At 69.6% G+C, this 19,770-nt stretch carries 3 protein-coding genes; all 3 read left to right on the top strand.

Annotated features, from left to right (window positions below):
* Window positions 1-21 precede the first annotated feature (21 nt).
* From HNV26_RS03160 to HNV26_RS03150, 3 genes are read left to right on the top strand one after another with little or no spacing between them, the layout of a single operon-like run.
* Window positions 22-14,262 (top strand): non-ribosomal peptide synthetase, encoded by a 14,241-nt coding sequence (locus HNV26_RS03160; protein WP_171439830.1) that lies wholly within the window; start codon window positions 22-24, stop codon window positions 14,260-14,262.
* Window positions 14,255-18,415 carry a non-ribosomal peptide synthetase gene (locus tag HNV26_RS03155; protein ID WP_171439831.1) on the top strand — a complete coding sequence of 1,387 codons (4,161 nt, stop codon included), beginning with the start codon at window positions 14,255-14,257 and terminating at the stop codon, window positions 18,413-18,415. Before HNV26_RS03160 ends, HNV26_RS03155 begins: the two co-directional genes overlap by 8 nt.
* On the top strand, window positions 18,412-19,740 hold the full coding sequence (locus HNV26_RS03150) for an MFS transporter (RefSeq protein ID WP_171439832.1): 1,329 nt from the start codon (window positions 18,412-18,414) through the stop codon (window positions 19,738-19,740). The genes HNV26_RS03155 and HNV26_RS03150 overlap by 4 nt, the downstream gene beginning before the upstream one ends.
* The last annotated feature ends 30 nt before the right edge of the window (window positions 19,741-19,770 follow it).

Raw genomic sequence — 19,770 nt, 5'->3', positions numbered from 1 at the left:
CCAGCCGGTTCTCACCCAGACATGACCGCTGAATCCTTCGTCTTCCCCGTCTCCTTCGCGCAGCAGCGGCTGTGGTTCCTCCATCTGATGCAGCCGGAGAACCCGAGCTACCACATCGCTGGTGCGGTCCGGCTCGGCGGCACGCTCGACACGGCCGCGCTCCAGCGCGCCTTCGACGTCCTGGTGGAACGGCACGAATCGCTCCGCACCACCTTCGCGCAGGAAGAGGGCCAGCCAGTCCAGGTCGTCGCGCCCGAAGGCACCGCGTCCTTCGCCGTCACCGACCTGTCGTCACTGCCGCGGGACGGGCGCGAGGCGGAAGCACGGCGGCTCGCCACCGAGGAGATTCGCCGGCCCTTCGACCTGATGAAAGGCCCGCTGCTGCGCACCCGGTTGCTGCGGCTGGCGGACACTGACCACGTCCTGGTGTTGACGATGCACCACATCATCTCGGACGGGGCGTCGCTGGGTATCCTCATCCACGAGATGACGCAGCTCTACGGCGCGTTCATCGCCCAGCGAGAGCCGGAGCTGCCCGAGCTGCCCATCCAGTACGCGGACTACGCGGAGTGGCAACGCGAGTGGATGGCGACGGAAGGCGCGCTCGACGCGCATGTGGCGTACTGGAAGCAGCAGCTCGCGGGCGCGCCCGTGTTGCAGCTCCCCACGGACCGTCCGCGCCCCGCCGTCCAGACGCAGCGCGGGGACGCCCTGCCCCTGCACCTGCCGACCGCGCTGGTCCAGGCGCTCCAGCAGGTGGGCCAGCGTGAGAGCGCCACCCTCTTCATGACGGTGCTGGCCGCGTTCCAGGCCCTGCTGTCGCGCTACACGCACCAGACGGACATCCTGGTCGGCGCGCCGCAGAACAGCCGCAACCGCGTCCAGACGGAGAGCCTCATCGGTTTCTTCGTCAACACGCTGGTGCTGCGCGCGGACCTGTCCGGCAACCCGTCCTTCCGCGAGCTGCTCCAGCGCGTGCGGGAGGCGACGCTGGGCGCCTATGCGCACCAGGACATCCCGTTCGAGAAGCTGGTGGAGGCGGTGCAGCCCGCCCGCAACCTGGCCTACACGCCGCTGTTCCAGGCCGCGTTCAACTTCCAGGGCATGGCGGGCCAGGTGCTGGCCCTGCCCGGCGTCACCATCCAGCAGTTGGACCTGCAACCGGGGACGTCGAAGTTCGACGTGACGCTGGACCTCCAGGAGACCGCGGACGGCCTGCGCGGCTTCGTCGAGTACAACAGTGACCTCTTCGACCGCGCGACCATGGAGCGCTTCGCGGGGCACCTCCAGACGCTGCTCGCGGGCGTCGCGGCCAACGCGGAGCTGCGCCTGGACGCGCTGCCGTTGCTCACGTCGCCCGAGCGGCACCAGCTCCTCGATGTCTGGCCCGCACTGAAGTCCTTCCCGGGCACGGACACCCTGCATGGCCGCTTCGAGGCCCAGGTGCGCCAGCGCCCCGACGCCATCGCCGTGGTCGCCGATGGAGAGCGACTCACCTACGCGGAGCTGGACCAGCGGGCCAACCAGCTAGCCCATGCGCTGCTCGCGCGCGGCGTCCAGCCCGAGGGCCTGGTGGGCCTCCGCGTGGAGCGCTCCCTGGCCACGGTGGTGGGCATCCTCGGCATCCTCAAGGCGGGAGCCGCCTATGTGCCGCTCGACCCGACCTATCCCGCGGACCGTCTGGCCTTCATGGTGTCGGACAGTCGGATGTCGCTGGTGGTGACGCAGCGGCCTCTCATCGACCGCCTGCCTACCGAGGGCGCGGCGCTGCTCATCCTGGATGAAGCCACCAAGGAACTGGCGCGGCAGCCCACCCACGCGCCCGGACTCATGACGACGCGGGAGCAGCTTGCGTACGTCATCTACACCTCGGGCTCCACCGGCCTGCCCAAGGGCTCCCTGCTCCCGCACGGCAACGTGATGCGCCTGTTCGAGGCGACGGAGCACTGGTTCCACTTCAACGAGAACGACGCGTGGACGCTGTTCCACTCATACGCGTTCGACTTCTCCGTCTGGGAGCTCTGGGGCGCCCTGCTCTACGGCGGCCGGGTGGTGGTGGTTCCCTACCTCGTCTCGCGCTCGCCGGATGCCTTCTTCCGCTTGCTGAGCGATGAGCGCATCACAGTGCTGAACCAGACGCCCGCGGCATTCCGTCAGCTCATCCAGGCCGAGGAGCGCCTGGGCGCGGAAGCTCCGCCCCTGTCGCTGCGCTACGTCGTCTTCGGCGGCGAGGCCCTGGAGCCGGCCACGCTGGTGCCCTGGTTCCGCAAGCACGGAGACACCCAGCCGCGGCTCATCAACATGTACGGCATCACCGAGACGACGGTGCACGTCACCTACCGTCCCATGGATGCCGCCGAAGCGGAGCGCACGCAGCAGAGCCCCATTGGCGTCGCGATTCCCGACCTCCAGCTCTACGTGCTGGACGCGCGGCTGGAGCCAGCGCCCATTGGCGTGGCGGGTGAGATCTTCGTCGGTGGCGCGGGCCTCGCGCGTGGCTATCTGGGCCGGCCGCAGCTCACGGCGGAGCGCTTCGTCCCCCACCCATTCAGCCGCGAGCCCGGAGCCCGGCTCTATCGCACGGGCGACCTGGCTCGCTTCACCGCGGACGGGCAGCTCGAGTACCTGGGCCGCATCGACCACCAGGTGAAGATCCGCGGCTTCCGCATCGAGCTGGGCGAAATCCAGACGGTGCTCAGCCTGCACCCGGCGGTGCGTGAGGCACTGGTGCTCGTGCGTGAGAGCTCGCCCGGGAACAAGTCCCTGGTGGCCTATGTCGCGTCATCCGAACAGCCGCCGCCCAGCGTCAACGACCTGCGCCAGCATCTGCTCGGCAAGCTGCCGGACTACATGGTCCCCAGCGCCTTCGTGATGATGGAGCGCTTCCCGCTCACGGCGAACGGCAAGGTGGACCGCAAGGCCCTGCCGGAGCCCGAGGGCGCCCGCGCGGACCTGGCCGACCAGTACGTCGCGCCCCGGACGAAGGCTGAGGAAGCCCTCTGCGCCATCTGGGCGCAGGTGCTGGAAGTCCCGCGCGTGGGCATCCATGACAACTTCTTCGCGCTGGGAGGCGACTCCATCCTGAGCATTCAGGTGCTCACGCTGGCGCAGAAGCAGGACATCCGCTTCTCGTTGCAGCAGCTCTTCCAGCACCAGACGGTGGCGGAGCTGGCGGAGGCCGCCGGGAAGGCGGAGCCCGCGCGTGAGGTCTTCCCGCGCACCGAGCCCTTCAGCCTCATCTCCGCCGAGGACCGGGCGAAGGTGCCCGAAAGCGTGGAGGACGCCTACCCCCTGGCCCGCATCCAGGCCGGGATGCTCTTCCACATGGAGCTGGCGCCCACCTCGAACATCTACCACAACACCGACAGCTTCCATCTGCGCCTGAAGGCACCGTTCGATGCCGCGCGCTTCGTGGAAGCCGTGCAGGTGGTGACAGCACGACAGCCCGTGCTGCGCACGGCGTTCGACATGACGTCGTACAGCGAGCCGCTGCAACTGGTGCACCGCGAGGCCCAGCTCTCCGTCGAGGTCACCGACGTCCGCCACCTGTCCACCGAGGCGCAGGAAGCCGAGGTCCGCAAGCTGTTGGAGGACGAGAAGCAACAACACTTCGACCTCGCGTGCCCTCCGCTGCTGCGCTTCTTCATCCACATCCGTGGTGACCGGGACTTCCAGTTCACGCTCACGGAGTGCCACGCCATCATCGACGGCTGGAGCCTCCACTCCACGCTGGTGGAGATGTTCAACCACTACTACGCGCTGGTGAACCACCAGGAGCCGCCGCGCTTCGAGCCGCTGAGCATCACCTACCGCGACTTCGTGGCCATGGAGCGGCAGGCCCTCGCATCCGAGGAGCACCAACGCTACTGGCGCGAGCTGCTGGAGGACGGACAGGTCATGCGCGTGCCGCGCTGGCGCCGTCCACTGGCGGAGGGTGAGCCGCGCATCGCCACCGTGAAGGTCCCCATCTCTCCAGAGGTGGGCGAAGGGCTGAACGCCCTGACGCGGACCGCGGGCGTGCCCTTCAAGAGCATCCTGCTCGCGTCGCACCTCAAGGTGATGAGCGTGCTGAGCGGCCAGGAGGACGTCATCACCGGCACGGGCGTCAACAGCCGCCCCGAGGAAGGCGATGGCTCGAAGCTGCGCGGCATCTTCCTCAACACAGTGCCCTTCCGCCTGAAGCTGGCCCCGGGCAGTTGGCTGTCGCTGGTCCGCGCCGCCTTCGACGCGGAGCGCGCGCTCTACCCGTACCGCCGTTACCCCATGGCGGAGATTCAGCGGCAGTGGGGCCGCGAGACGCTCTACGAAGTCATGTTCAACTACATGCACTTCCACGTCCTCCACGACATCGCGGGCACGCTCGCGGAGCTGGAGGCGCTTAGCACCCTCCGCTCCGAGGGCACCAACGTCACCCTCGCCGTCCACTTCCAGACCGAGCCCCACACGCAGGAGCTCACGCTGGAGCTGGACTACAACGCCGTCGAGTTGGACCACGCCCAGGTGGAGCAGATTGGCGCGTGCTTCGCGCGCGTCCTCCACGCGCTGGCCTTCGAGTCCGAGGCCCCGCACCACACCTCCAGCCCGCTGCCCGCCGACGTGCAGCGCCGGATGCTGGTGGAGTGGAACGACACCGCCGCCGCGCTGCCCACGGAGCCCACGTTCCTCTCCCACTTCGAGGCTCGCACCGCCGCCTCGCCGGATGCGCTCGCCGTGGTCGATGGCGAACGGACGCTGACGTACCGGGAGCTGGACACGCGCGCCAACCAGCTCGCGCATCATCTGCTGTCGCTGGGCGCGGGCCCGGAGCGCGTGGTGGCGCTCGGCCTGGACCGCTCCGTCGAGCTGGTCACCAGCCTGCTGGCAACGCTCAAGGCCGGCGCGGCCTACCTGCCGCTGGACCCGAGCTACCCCGCCGAGCGCCTGGCCTACATGCTGTCCGATTCGCGCGCCGTGGTGCTGCTCACCACTAAGACGCAAGTGGCCACGTTCACGGGCGCCAGCGTTCCTCGGCTCCTGGTGGAGCAGGAAGCGGCCCGGCTGGCGACGTTGCCGACGGAGGCACCGGCTTCGACCGCCTCTGGGGACTCCCTGGCGTACGTCATCTACACGTCGGGCTCCACGGGTCTGCCCAAGGGCACGCTGCTCACACAGCGAGGGCTGCTCAACTACCTGACGTGGGCCCAGGACGCCTACGCGGTGAAGCCGGGCCAGGGCTCGCTGGTCCACACGTCCATCGCGTTCGACGCCACCATCACCAGCCTTCTCACGCCGCTGCTCGCGGGAGGAACCGTTCACCTGGTACCGTCGGGGCGGGAGGTGGAAGCGCTCGCGCTCGCGCTCCAGCAGCCGCGAGGGCATGACCTGGTCAAGCTCACCCCGGCGCACCTCCAGGTGCTGTCCGGGCTGATGACGCCGGAGGCACTGTCGAAGTTGACTGGCACCTTCGTCGTGGGCGGCGAGGCCTTGCCGCCCTCCACCGTCGCCTTCTGGCGGCAGCACGCGCCCCAGGTCCGGATCATCAATGAGTACGGCCCCACGGAGACGGTGGTCGGCTGCTCCACCCATGACGTCAGCACGGGTGAATTGCCCGACGGCATCGTCCCCATCGGCCGGCCCATCGCCAACACGGCGCTCTACGTGCTGGACGCGCGTATGCAGCCAGTGCCCGTGGGTGTCTCGGGCGAGCTCTACATCGGAGGCACCGGCGTGGCGCGCGGCTACCTGGGCCGCCCCGCCCTCACGGCCGAGCGCTTCGTGCCGGACCCGTTCGGTCAGAGTCCGGGACAGCGCCTCTACCGCACGGGGGACCAGGCCCGCTTCCTGCCGGACGGCACGCTGGAGTTCCTCGGGCGTCGCGATGGACAGGTGAAGCTGCGCGGCTATCGCATCGAGCTGGGCGAAATCGAAGCCACCCTCCGCCAGCACGCGTCCGTGCGGGACGCGGTGGTCATCGTGCGCGAAGACGTCCCTGGGGACCAGCGGCTGGCCGCCTACGTCATCCCGCACGCAGACACGGCAGCGGATACGGCCGGCGTGCGCACCTTCCTTCAGCAGCGGCTCCCCGAGCACATGGTGCCCGCCGCCCTGGTCACGCTGGAGGCCATGCCGCTCACGGCCAATGGCAAGGTGGACCGCAAGGCCCTGCCTGTACCCGACGGCATGCTCGCCTCCGAGTCCCGCGCGGCGCCGCGAAACGGCACCGAGGAGTTGATGGCCAGCATCTGGTCGGACGTGCTGCGCACGAACCATGCGGGCATCCACGACCACTTCTTCGACCTGGGCGGCCACTCGCTGCTGGCCACGCGCGTGGTGTCGCGGATTCGCGAGGCCTTCGGCGTGGAGCTACCCATCGCCGCGCTCTTCGAGGCGCCCACCATCGCCACGCTGTCGGAGCGCGTCCAGGTGCTCCAGGCCCAGCAGGCCGGTGAAACCCCGCCCCCGCCGCTCCAGCCCTCCTCCCGTGACGGCGAGCTGCCGCTGTCCTTCGCACAGCAGCGGCTCTGGTTCCTGTACCAGATGGAGCCGGACAGCCCCTTCTACAACATGCCCGCCGTCATCCGGCTGACGGGAGCGTTGGACCCCGACACCGTGCAGCGCTGCCTGGAGGCGCTCATCCGCCGCCACGAGTCGCTGCGCACGACGTTCCGGATGAATGGCCAGACGCCTGTCCAGGTCATCCACCCGCCCGCGGCACCGAAGGTGGAGACCGTCGACCTGCGTAGCCTCCCGGCCGAGCGCCGTGAAGTCGAAGCGCGCCGCCTGTCCGACGAAGAGGCCCGCCGACCCTTCGACCTGACTCGTGGCCCGCTCTGCCGGATGGGGCTCATCCAGTTGGATGACCAGGAACACCTGCTGCTGCTGACCCTGCACCACATCATCGCCGACGGCTGGTCGCTGTCCGTGCTCGTCCGCGAGGTCGCCGAGCTCTACGGCGCCCTGTCCGCGGGCCAGCCGCCGCCGCTGGCCGCCCTGCCGGTCCAGTATGCGGACTACGCGCGGTGGCAGCGGGAGTGGCTGTCGGGTCCGGTGCTGGAACGGCAGCTCGACTACTGGAAGCAGCGGCTCGCCGGGGCTCCGCCCAACCTGGACCTCCCCACGGACCGTCCACGGCCGCCCGTGCAGAGCTTCCGCGGCGCCACGCACCAGGGCGTGCTGCTGCCCGTGGACGCGGCCAAGGCATTGCTGGCGCTCTGCCGGAAGGAGAGCGTCACCCCGTTCATGGCGGTGATGGCGGCCTTCCAGGCGCTGATGCACCGGTACACAGGCGAGACGGACATCGTCGTCGGCACGGACATCGCCAACCGCAACCGCTCCGGTACCGAAGGGCTCATCGGCTTCTTCGTCAACCAGCTCGTCATGCGCGGCGACCTGAGCGGGGACCCCAGCTTCCGAACCCTGCTGGCGCAGACGCGGCGGGTGGCGCTCGATGCCTACGCCCACCAGGACCTCCCCTTCGAGGAACTGGTGAAGGCGATCAACCCGGAGCGCGACCTCAGTTACTCGCCGCTGTTCCAGGTGAAGCTCATCCTCCAGAACGCACCCTCCTCCGACCTCCACCTGGATGGGCTGACGCTGCGCGAGGAGACCAGCACCACCGGCGCCGCCAAGTTTGACATGACGTGGGTGGCCACGGAGACCGAGCAGGGCCTGGAGTGTCTGTGCGAGTACAGCACAGACCTGTTCGACGCGGCCACCATCGACCGGATGATGGGCAACCTGCGAGAGCTGCTCCTGGGCGCCCTGGCCGTGCCAGACAAGCGCGTCTCCCGCCTCCCGCTGCTGTCCCAGGCGGAGCGGCAGCAATCGCTGCTGGCGTGGAACGACACCGCCACGCCCCGAAGCCCGGGCCTCTGCGCGCATCACCTCTTCGAGCAACAAGCGGCGCGGACGCCAGACGCGGTGGCGGTGTCCTTCGAGGGACAGCAACTCACCTACCGCGAACTGGACGCGCGCGCGAACCAGCTCGCCTGGCATTTGAAGCTGTCCGGCGTGGGCCCCGAGGTCCGCGTGGGCCTGTGCGTGGACCGCTCGCTGGAGCTGGTGGTGGGCATCCTGGGCATCCTCAAGGCCGGCGGCGCGTGGCTGCCGCTGGACCCGTCGTATCCGGTGGAGCGGCTGACGCTGATGATGCGCGACGCGGCCATCCCGGTGCTCGTCACGCAGGAGCACCTGGCGGATGAGCTTCCCGCGCTCGGGCTGCTGGTCTGCCTGGACACGGACTGGCCGCTCATCGCCAGCCAGCCGCAGACGCCGCCCTCGCTGGAGATGTCCGAGGACAACCTCGCGTACATCATCTTCACGTCGGGCTCGACGGGCCGGCCCAAGGGCACGCTGCTGACACACCGGGGCCTGTGCAACACGGCGCTCGCCGCAATCCAGGCCCACCGCGTCCACGAGAAGAGCCGGGTGCTTCAGTTCGCCGCCTTCGGTTTCGACGCGTCGGTGTGCGAAGTGTTCTCCACGCTGCTCGCGGGCGCGCAACTCTGCCTCGCTCCCCGGGACGCCATCATGCCCGGCGTGCCGCTCCAGGGCCTGCTCGCCGCGCAGGAGATAACAGGCGTCACGCTGACGCCGTCGGTGCTGGCGCAGTTGGAGCCGGAGATGTTGCCGAAGCTGGAGTCCGTCGTCTCCGCGGGCGAGGCCTGCCCGCCGGAGCTGGCGCGCCGGTGGCTGAAGTCCCGCCGCTTCATCAACGCGTACGGCCCCACCGAGGCGACCATCTGCGCATCGGTGGACGAGGCCGTGGACCCCGATCGGCTGGGCATCGGCCGTGCGTGGGCCAACGTCCGGCTCTACGTGCTGGATGGCCAGATGCAGCCGGTGCCCGTGGGCGTTCCGGGTGAGCTGTTCATCGGTGGCGCGGGCGTCGCCCGCGGATACCTGGGCCGGCCGGACCTGAGCGCCGAGCGCTTCGTGCCGGACCCGTTCGCGGTGGAGCCCGGAGGACGGCTGTACCGGACGGGAGACCGGGTGCGCTGGCTGGCCGAAGGGCGACTGGAGTTCCTGGGCCGCCTGGACCACCAGGTGAAGCTGCGTGGCTTCCGCATCGAGCTGGGCGAAATCGAAGCGGCGCTGGCCGAGCACCCAGAGGTGCAGGACGCGGCGGTGCTGGTGCGGGAGGAGGCACCGGGCCGCAAGCAACTGGTGGCCTACGTCGTCGCTGACGATGTGGAGCAGCCGCCCGAACAGGACGCCCTGCGCCGGGCCCTGGAGTCACGCCTGCCCGAGTACATGGTGCCGTCCGCCTTCATCCTGCTGAAGGCCATGCCGCTGACGCCCAGCGGCAAGGTGGACCGCAAGGCCCTGCCCTCGCTGGCGCAGGAGCAGGTGAAGCGCGAGCACGTCCACGTCGCGCCCCGCAACCCGGTGGAGCAGACGCTGGCGGACATCTGGGCGACGGTGCTGTCCCGCGAGCGCGTCAGCATCCACGACAACTTCTTCGAGCTGGGTGGCGACTCCATCATCAGCATCCAGGTCATCGCGCGGGCGCTGGAGGCCGGGCTTCACATCAGCCCCCGTCAGTTCTTCCAGTACCAGACCATCGCCGCCTTGGCCCCGCACGTGGGTCAGGCCCAGGTCGTGGAGAGCGAGCAGGGACCGGTGACGGGCCCCGTCCCACTCACGCCCATCCAGCACTGGTTCTTCGAGTGGCAGCTCCCGCACCTCCATCACTACAACCAGTCGCTGCTACTGGGGCTGCGTCAGCCCGTCGCCTCGTCCGTTCTCCAGGACGCGCTGCGGGCCCTGGTCGCGCACCATGACGCGCTCCGCCTGCGCTTCGAACGGACCATCGACGGCTGGCGTCAGGAGAGCCTGGGGCTCGACAGCACCGTGACGCTGCGGGAGGTGGACCTGTCCGGACTGGACGAGGCCGCGCAGCGCGCCGCATTGGAGGAAGAAGGCCTGCGTGCCCAGGCGGGCTTCCTGCTGGAGGAGGCTCCGCTGGTGGCGGCCGTGCGCTTCCACCTGGGTCCGCAGCGAGGTGACCGGTTGCTGCTCGGCATCCACCACCTCGCGGTGGATGCCGTGTCCTGGCGCGTCCTGCTCATGGACCTGGAGACGGCGTGCCAGCAACTCAGCCAGGGGCAGCCGGTGGCGCTGCCTCCGAAGACGACGTCCTTCCAGGCCTGGGCTCGCCGCTTGGAGTCCTTCGCGGCCAGCACGGAGCTGGAGCACGAGGCCGACTACTGGCTGAGCCAGGGTGAAGACACGGCACCGCTCCCCGTGGACACCCCGGACGGCGACAACACCCTGGCGTCCGCAAGCACGTTGACGGTGGCGTTGGACGCCGAGGAGACCCGGCTCCTGCTTCAGGAGGTGCCGACGGCCTGGCGTGCCCGCATCGACGAGGTGCTGCTGACGGCGCTCGCGCAGGCGCTCTCCACCTGGACTGGACAGCGCCGTCTGCGCGTCCAACTGGAAGGCCACGGCCGCGAGGACCTGTTCGACGGCGTGGACCTGAGCCGTACCGTGGGCTGGTTCACCAGCGCCTACCCGGTGACGCTGGAGCTGCCCCGGGACGGCAGCGTGGGTGACGAACTCCGCGCCGTGCGTGATTCCCTGCGGCAGGTGCCACGCAAGGGCCTGGGCTACGGACTAGTGCGTTACCTGCGCCAGGACGAGCGAGGCACCCGGCTCCGTGCGCAGCCGGAAGCGCCGGTGGCCTTCAACTACCTGGGCCAGCTCGACTCCGCCCTGCCCACCTCGTCGCTGCTGGCGCCCGCGGACGAGCCCTTCGGCGCGCAGCAGGGGGCGCTCGGCCAGCGGCGGCAGGTGCTGGAGGTGAATGCACACGTCCTGGGCGGCAGGCTGGAGGTGTCCTTCACCTACAGCGAGGCGCTGCACCAGCGCACCACCGTGGGCGCACTGGCGCAGGGCTACGTCCACGCACTCCGGGCCCTGGTGGACCAGCGGCGCGGCGAGGACGCGGCGCGGTTCTCCCCCGTGGATTTCCCGCTGGCGAAGGTGACGCAGGCCACGCTGAACGGCCTGATGCAGTCACACCCGCAGATGGAGGACCTCTACCCGCTGTCGCCCATGCAGCAGGGCATGCTCTTCCACGCCATGCTCGACCCGGACTCGGGGATGTACTTCGAGCGCGCGGCGTGGACGCTGGACGCGGACCTCCACCGCGAGGCGCTGCGCGAGGCCTGGCAGCAGGTGATGGCGCGCTACCCCATCCTCCGCACCAGCTTCGTGGGTGAGGAACTGGAAGCGCCGCTCCAACTCGTGAACCGCAAGTCCGTGCTGCCGTGGGACGAGCAGGACTGGAGCCACCTGTCCGAGCCGGAGCAGCAGACCCGGCTGTCGGCCTGGATGGACGCGGACCGGGCGCGAGGCTTCAACTTGAAGCAGGCGCCGCTGATGCGCGTGGGCGTCCTGCGCCTGGGTGTTCGGACGTGGCGCGTGGTGTGGAGCTTCCACCACTTGCTGCTCGATGGTTGGAGCGTGGGCCGCGTCCTCAACGAGATGCTGGCCATCTACGACGCGCAGCTCCGTCAGCAGCCGGTGCGTCTGGAACAGCCGCCGGTGTTCCGCGACTACATCTCCTGGCTCCAGAGCCGGGAGATTTCGCAGGCGGAGGCATGGTGGAAGCAGGCCCTGCGAGGCTTCGGCGAGCCCACTCCTCTCCCCGGCGAAACGGGAGGCCAGGCGCGCGCCGCCGCGCAGGTCATGGGCGAGCGCAAGGTCCACCTGTCCGCAGAGGTGACGGAGCAGCTCCGCGCCTTCTCGCGGCGGCACCAGGTGACGCTCAGCACGCTGGTCCAGGCGGCCTGGGCCCTGGTGCTCGGACGTCACGCGGGCCAGGACGACGTCGTCTTTGGTGTCACCGTCGCGGGCCGACCGCCGGAGCTGCCGGGCGTGGAACAGATGGTGGGCCTGTTCATCAACACGCTGCCGGCCCGCGTGTCGCTGCCGGCCCAGAGCAAGGTGGTGGACTGGCTGAAGACGCTCCAGGCGTGGCAGGTGGAGCGGGCTCCGTTCGAGTACGCGCCGCTGGTGAAGGTCCAGGGCTGGAGCCCCGTGCCGCGTGGCACCCCGCTCTTCGAGAGCCTCGTCGTCTTCGAGAACTACCCCGTGGAGGACTCGGTGCGGCAGGGCGCGGGCGCGCTGGAGGTGCGCGACGTCACCGCCCAGGAGCGCACCAACTATCCGCTGACGCTCTCCGCGCATGCGGACAAGCAGCTGATGCTGAACCTGGACTTCGAGTCTCCTCGCCTCGGCGTGGACGCCATGGAGCGGCTGCTGGAGCAGCTCCAGACGGTCCTGGTGGGCATCCTCGACGCGGAGGACAAGCACCTGTGGGAGCTGTCGCTGCTCACGCAGGAGGACCGTCGCGAGGTGCTGTTCGACTGGAACGACACGCACGTGCCTGGACTGGGCGCGTGCCTCCACGAGCTCTTCGAGGCACAGGCCCAGCGGACGCCGGATGCGGTCGCCGTGGTCGCGCCGGAGGCGGGCTCGCTCACGTACGGGCAGCTCGACGCGAAGGCGAATCAGCTCGCGCACCACCTGCGCGCCCGGGGCATTGGCCCCGAGGTGTTGGTGGGCGTGTGCCTGGAGCGGACGCCGGAGCTGCTGGTGGCGCTGCTGGGCATCCTCAAGGCGGGCGGCGCCTACGTCCCGCTCGATCCCACCTACCCGGCCGAGCGACTGGCGCGCATGGCCTCCGAGGCCCGGCTCTCCCTGCTGCTCACCCAGCAGTCCCTGGTGGAGACCTTCGCCAACCCGGAGGTGTCGCTCTACCTGCTGGACACGGAGGCACCAGCCCGCGCCGCGCTGTCCACCCAGGCCCCCACGCGGCTCACCACGCTGGACGGTCTGGCGTACGTCGTCTTCACCTCCGGCTCCACGGGCACACCCAAGGGCGTGATGATCTCCCACCGGAGCTGGACCAACGCGTACCTCGGCTGGGAGCGGAGCTACGGGCTACGGGAGCACTGCCGCAGCCACCTGCAGATGGCCAGCTTCTCCTTCGACGTGTTCGCGGGAGACCTGTCCCGAGCGCTGTGCTCGGGCGGCAAGCTGGTGCTCTGCCCGCGTGAGTGGCTGCTCGAACCGCCCCGCCTGCTCGCGCTGATGAAGGAGCAGGCCGTGGACTGCGCCGAGTTCGTCCCCGCCGTACTGCGCGGGCTGCTCCAGCACCTGGAGGAGACGGGACAGACACTGGACTTCATGCGCGTGCTCGTGGCCGGCTCCGACGCCTGGTACGTGAACGAGTACCACCGGCTCCAGGCCGTCATCGGCGACGACACGCGGCTCATCAACTCGTATGGCGTCAGCGAGGCGACCATCGACAGCACGTGGTTCGAAAGCGGCGACCTGGGCCCCGGCGACACGCAGCTGCTCCCCATTGGCCGTCCCTTCGCCAACAACCGCCTCTACGTGCTGGATGCACACCAGCAGCCGGTGCCCGCCGGCATCGCGGGCGAGCTCTTCATCGGCGGTGAGGGCGTGGCGCGCGGCTACTGCCACCGCCCCGACCTGACCGCGGAGCGCTTCGTCCCCGACCCGTTCGCCACCGAGCCGGGGGCGCGGCTCTACCGAACGGGAGACCGGGCGCGGTACCTGCTAGGAGGCGACCTGGAGTTCCTCGGCCGGGCCGACACGCAGGTGAAGCTGCGCGGCTTCCGCGTCGAGCTGGGCGAAATCGAGTCCGCGCTCGGCAAGCACCCGTCCGTCCAGGGCGCGGTGGTGCTGCTGCGCGAGGACCCGGGGGCACCCCGCCGCCTCGTCGCCTACGTGGTGGGCTCGGACATCCGCGACACGGCGGTGCTCCGCGACCACCTGAGGGAGAGACTTCCCGACTACATGGTGCCTGCGGTCTTCGTGCGCCTGGAGTCCATCCCCCTGAGTCCGAACGGCAAGGTGGACCGCAAGGCCTTCCCTGCCCCGGACGCAACTCAGCGCATGGGCGAGCAGCAGCTCGTCGAACCGCGCTCGGAGACGGAGGCGAGCCTGCTCACGCTCTGGAAGGACGTGCTGGGCCAGACGTCGCTGGGCGTCACGGACGACTTCTTCGACGTGGGCGGGCACTCGCTGCTGGCCACGCAGATCATCTCGCGCGCCAACGCGATGTTCCAGGTGACGCTGCCCCTGCGCGCCCTCTTCGAGCACCCCACCATCGGGGGGATGGCTGAGCAGGTGGTGCTCGCGCAGTTGGAAGGCGTGGACGAAGCCGCGCTGGCCTCCGCCATGGAGGAAGTCGGCGACCTTTCGGACGCGGACCTTGAGAAGCTCCTGGAGGGGACGAATGAGTGACCTGCTCAAGAAGCTCGCGGGCCTCTCCCCCGAGAAGCGCGAGGCGGTGCTCAAGAAGCTGCGACAGCAGAACGTGGTCGCCGCGCCGAAGGAAGAGGCACGTACGCCCGGCATCCCGCGCGTCTCACGGGAGCAACCGCTGCCGCTCTCCTTCCCGCAGCGCCGGCTCTGGTTCCTGGACCAGTTCGAGCCCGGGACGCCCGCGTACAACATCCCAGAGTTCGTGCGCCTCACCGGGCCGCTCCACGTCCCCTCCCTCGAGCGTGCGCTGAACGAGGTCATCCGGCGCCACGAGGTGCTGCGCACGACCTTCGTCGCGAAGGATGGCGAACCCCACCAGCGCATCCTCCCGGAGCTGACGCTGTCGCTGGGCGTGCTGGACCTGAGCTACCTGCCAGGCACCCAGCGCGATCGCCTGTGCGAAGAGCTGGCGCTTCAGCTCGCGGGCACGTCCTTCGACCTCGCGGCGGGGCCGCTGCTCCACGCGAGGCTGGTGCGCATGGGCGACGAGGACCACGTCCTCCTGCTCGTCGTGCACCACATCGTGTCGGACGGCTGGTCCACCGGCATCTTCGTCCAGGAGCTGACGGCGCTTTATGCCGCCTTCTCCCAGGACAAGCCGTCACCGCTGCCGGAGCTCCCTCTCCAGTACGCGGACTTCGCGGCGTGGCAGCAGCAATGGATGCAGGGCGACGTGCTGGCGTCGCAGCTCGACTACTGGCGCCAACAGCTCGAAGGGAGCGAGAGCGCGCTCAAGCTGCCCACCGACAGACCGCGCCCGCGCGTGCGCACCTACGCGGGTGGCAAGCGGAGCTTCCAGGTCGCCCCGGCCGTAGCCCAGCAGCTGAAGACGCTGGGGACTCAGGAGAAGGCGTCGCTCTACATGGTGCTGCTGGCGGCGCTCCAGACGCTGCTCCACCGCTACACGCGCGAGCCGCGCATCAGCGTCGGCACGTACATCGCGAACCGGAACCGGACGGAAGTGGAGCCGCTCATCGGCTTCTTCCTCAACACGCTCGTCATGCGCACGGGGCTCGAAGGCAATCCCACCTTCCGGGAGCTGCTGCGGCGCGTGGTGGACGTGACGCTGGGGGCTTACGGGCACCAGGACATCCCCTTCGAGAAGCTGCTGGAGGAGCTGGCGCCGTCGCGCGACACCAGCCACTCTCCCTTCTTCCAGGTGATGCTGGTGCTCCAGAACACCCCCACGCCTCCAGCCGAGCTGGGTGCGCTGCGGATGGAGTCCTTCAGCGTCTCGGGTGAAGCCTTCGCGCAGTTCGACCTGACGCTGTGGTTCTCCGAGGAGGCCGGTGGCCTGCAAGGCATCTGGGAGTACAACCGGGACCTCTTCGACGCCTCCACCGTCGAACGGATGGTCGCCCACTTCCAGACGCTGCTCGCGGGCATCGCCGCGAACCCGGCACAGCGGCTCATCGAGCTTCCGGTGCTTCCGGCGAATGAGCGTCAGCGCATCCTGCATGACTGGAACCAGGCCCGGCTCGACGTGCCGCCGGGCACGTGCATCCATCACTTCATCGAGGCGCACGCGGCGCGCACACCCGACGCCATCGCCGTCACCGACCCCGAACGCCGGCTCACCTACGCACAGCTGAACACGAAGGCCAACCAACTGGCGCACCACTTGCGCTCCGTGGGCGTGGGGCCCGAGCGAATCACCGGCGTCTTCCTGGACCGCTCCGTGGACATGGTGGTCGCGGTGCTCGCCGTGCTCAAGGCGGGCGGCGCCTACGTGCCGCTGGACCCGTCGTATCCACCGGAGCGCACGGCGCTGATGCTCGCGGACAGCCGGCCCGCGGTGCTCGTCACCCGCCAGGGGCTCGCGTCCCTCCTTTCCGCGCCACTGCCCCCCGTGGTGGCCATCGACACGGACGCGGACGCCATCGCCGCGATGCCCACGACGACGCCCGAGGGCGGCGCGAGCCCGGAGCACCTCGCCTACGTCGTCTACACGTCAGGCTCCACGGGCCGCCCCAAGGGGGTGATGATCTCGCACCGGAGCTTCGCCAACGCATACCTCGCCTGGGAACGGGACTACCGGCTGTCCGAGTCGCGCGCCCACCTCCAGATGGCGAGCTTCTCCTTCGACGTGTTCTCCGGCGACCTCGCCCGTGCGCTCGGTGCGGGGAAGACGCTGGTGCTTTGCCCGCGTGAATGGCTGCTCGAGCCCGAAAAGCTCTACGGCTTGATGCAGCGAGAGCAGGTGGACAGCGGCGAGTTCGTCCCCGCCGTGGTCCGACTGCTGATGGGGTACCTCCAGGAGCACAATCTCAGGCTGGACTTCATGCGCCTGCTCATCGTCGGCTCGGACACCTGGGACATGCGCGAGTATCACCAGCTCCGTGGCCTGTGCGGGCCGGACACGCGGCTGGTGAGCTCCTACGGCCTGAGTGAAGCCACCATCGACAGCACGTACTTCGAACAGCCCGAGCCCACGCCCAGCGAGCAGATCGTCCCCATTGGCCGGCCCTTCGCCAACACGCAGATGTACCTGCTGGACAGCGCGATGCAGCCGGTGCCCATCGGCATCTCGGGAGAACTCTTCGTGGGCGGTGACGGGCTCGCGCGTGGCTACTGGGGCCAGTCGAACCTGACCGCCGAGCGCTTCGTGCCCAACCCCTTCAGCGCCACACCGGGCGCCCGCCTGTACCGCACGGGCGACCTGGCCCGCTACACGGAGGATGGCACCCTCGCCTTCATCGGCCGCAACGACACGCAGGTGAAGATTCGCGGCCACCGCATCGAGCTGGATGAAATCAAGGCGAAGCTGCTGGAGCACTCCGCGGTCCAGGCCGTGGAGCTGCTCGTCCACGAGGACGTTGGCAACAAGCAGCTCGTCGCCTACCTCACGCTCACGGCGCCAGACGTGGCCACGGCCGATGACTTGCGGCAGCACCTCAAGAAGCACCTGCCGCCGTACATGGTGCCCGCGGCCTTCGTCATCCTGGCCGCCTTCCCGCTCACCCCCAACGGCAAGGTGGACCGCAAGGCCCTGCCCGCGCCAGAGAGCGTCCGCCGCGACGCGCAGGACGGCTTCGTCGCTCCGCGCGACGAGGTGGAGACCCGGCTCGCGGCCATCTGGGAGGAGCTGCTGGCAGTGCGCCCCATCGGCGTGCACGACAACTTCTTCGACCAGGGCGGCCATTCACTGTTGGCCGTCCGGCTGATGGTGCGAATCCGCGAGCAGTTCGGCCGCGCCCTTCCGCTGTCGGTCCTCTTCCAGAACCCGGCGCTGGAGCAGTTCGCCAAGGCGCTTCACGAAGAGACTTCGCCCGCGCCATGGTCGCCGCTGGTGACGCTCCAGCCGGGAGCCAGCCGCCCCGCCCTGTTCTGCGTCCCGGGCGCCGGTGGAAACGCCGTCTACCTTCGCGAGCTGGCCCAGGCCCTGGGCCCCACCCTGCCGGTGCATGCCTTCCAGGCACGCGGGCTGGATGGACGCGCGGAGCCGCACCGCTCCGTCGAGGAGATGGCCACGTGCTACGTCGAAGCGCTCAAGCAGGTGCAGCCGCAGGGGCCATACCACCTGCTGGGCCACTCCTTCGGTAGTTGGGTCGCCTTCGAGATGGCGCAGCAGCTCCGGAAGCAGGGCGAGTCGATTGCCTTCCTCGGCATCCTCAACACCACCGTCCCGGTGAACGAGGCCCCGCCGAGCGAGGCGCCCCCGTTCGACGACGCGGACTGGATGGCCTCTGTCGCGAGCACGGCGGGCCGCCTCTACGGCGTGGACCTGGGCATCTCCGCCGAGGCAATCCGGCCGCTGTCTGCCGAGGCGCGCCGAGAGTACCTGACCCGCAGGTTGGTCCAGGCGGGACTCCTCCCCGACGGCGCGGACAGCCAGCAGGTCCAAGGGTTCATCGACGTCTACAAGGCGGCGTACGAGATTGACTACGTCCCCCGGGACACGCGCCCCGTTCCCGTCGCCCTCTTCCGGGCGCAGGAACGCCACGAGGAAGACGGCATCGTCCCCGAGTCCTTCGCGGACGACCCGAGCTGGGGCTGGGGCCGCCACGCCTCCACGGCCGTCACGCCCGTGACGGTGCCGGGAGACCACATGACGATGCTGGCCGCGCCGCACGTCCAGGTGCTGGCGGAGCACGTGCGCCAGGGCCTCGTCCGGGCCGGAGCCATTCGATGACGGCGGCGCCGTCCTTCCCCATGAAGTCCGCCGTCGTCATCTGGCTGGGGCAGGTCCTGTCACTGCTGGGCTCGGGGCTGACGAGCTTCGCGCTCGGCGTCTGGACGTACAAGACGACGGGCGACGTGACGCAGTACGCGCTGGTCATGCTCTCCGCCACGCTGCCCGCCATCCTGCTCGGGCCGGTGGCTGGAGCGCTCGTGGACCGCTGGAACCGCCGCTGGGTGCTAGTGCTCAGCGACGCGGCCGCCGGCCTGTCGAGCCTTGTGCTGGCGCTGTTGCTGTTCAATGGCTTGCTCCAACCCTGGCACGCCTACGTCACGACCGCCGTGGTGTCGACGGCCAGCGCGTTCCAACAGCCGGCCTTCTCCGTGCTCGTCTCCACGGTGGTGCCGCAGCAGCATCTGGGTCGGGCCAACGGATTGGTGCAGGTCGGGCTCGCGTTCTCCCAGTTGGTAGCACCCATGTTGAGCGCCACCCTGATGGAGCTCATTGAACTCAAGGGCATCCTGCTCATCGACGCGACGACGCTCGTGCTCGGCGCGCTGCCCCTGCTCCTGGCGCGAATCCCCCGGGAGCACCTCGTGTCATCGTCCGGTGAGGAGCGGGTACCGCTACTCGAGGCGATTCGGGCTGGCGGTGCCTACCTGCGCGCCACCCCAGGACTCCTGGCGCTCATTGGCTTCCTCGCGGCCAGCAACTTCCTGACCGGCACGGTCGAGGTCCTCGTCACCCCGCTGGTCCTGTCCTTCGCGGACGTGCGCACCCTGGGCGCGCTCACCACCGCGGGTGGCGTGGGCATGTTGGCGGGCAGCCTGGTCATCAGCGCCTGGGGCGGCCCCAAGCGACTGGTGAATGGCTTGCTCGGGTTCCAGCTCACCTGTGGACTCGCGCTCATCTGCGTCGGGCTGGCCACCTCCGTTCCCGTGCTGGCCGGTGTCGCCTTCGCGTTCTTCTTCGGCCTCCCCATCATCAACGGCTCCAGCCAGACGCTCCTCCAGCGCATCGTGCCCCTGGCGCTGCGCGGCCGTGTCTTCGCTTTCACCAGCACCATCACCGGGGCCATGTTGCCGCTGGCGTACACCATCGCCGGGCCTCTGGCGGACCACGTTTTCGAACCCGCCATGGCGTCGGGAGGAAAGCTCGTCCCCCTGCTGGGTGCGTTCGTCGGCGAAGGCACGGGCCGAGGCATCGCCTTGATGTTCCTCATCGCGGGCGTGCTGGCGGTCCTCATGACGCTGCTGTCCACGCTCTACCGCCCGCTCCGTGAGCTGGAGGCGACGCCACAGGACGCGCCTTCCGCCGAACCCGCGGCGAGCCCCTGAACTCTTCCCACGACTTCCCAAGGAGACCCG

It is taken from the genome of Myxococcus xanthus (genome assembly GCF_013116825.1).
Taxonomy (GTDB): Bacteria; Myxococcota; Myxococcia; order Myxococcales; family Myxococcaceae; genus Myxococcus; species Myxococcus xanthus_B.
Note: the sequence above shows the minus strand (reverse complement) of the source record. Positions and strands in the feature narration are given on the sequence as shown.

Bases quoted from the DNA above. Each gene is read 5' to 3' on its own strand.
- HNV26_RS03160 (WP_171439830.1), top strand. From the start codon at position 22: ATGACCGCTGAATCCTTCGTCTTCCCCGTCTCCTTCGCGCAGCAGCGG.
- HNV26_RS03150 (WP_171439832.1), top strand. From the start codon at position 18,412: ATGACGGCGGCGCCGTCCTTCCCCATGAAGTCCGCCGTCGTCATCTGG.
- HNV26_RS03155 (WP_171439831.1), top strand. From the start codon at position 14,255: ATGAGTGACCTGCTCAAGAAGCTCGCGGGCCTCTCCCCCGAGAAGCGC.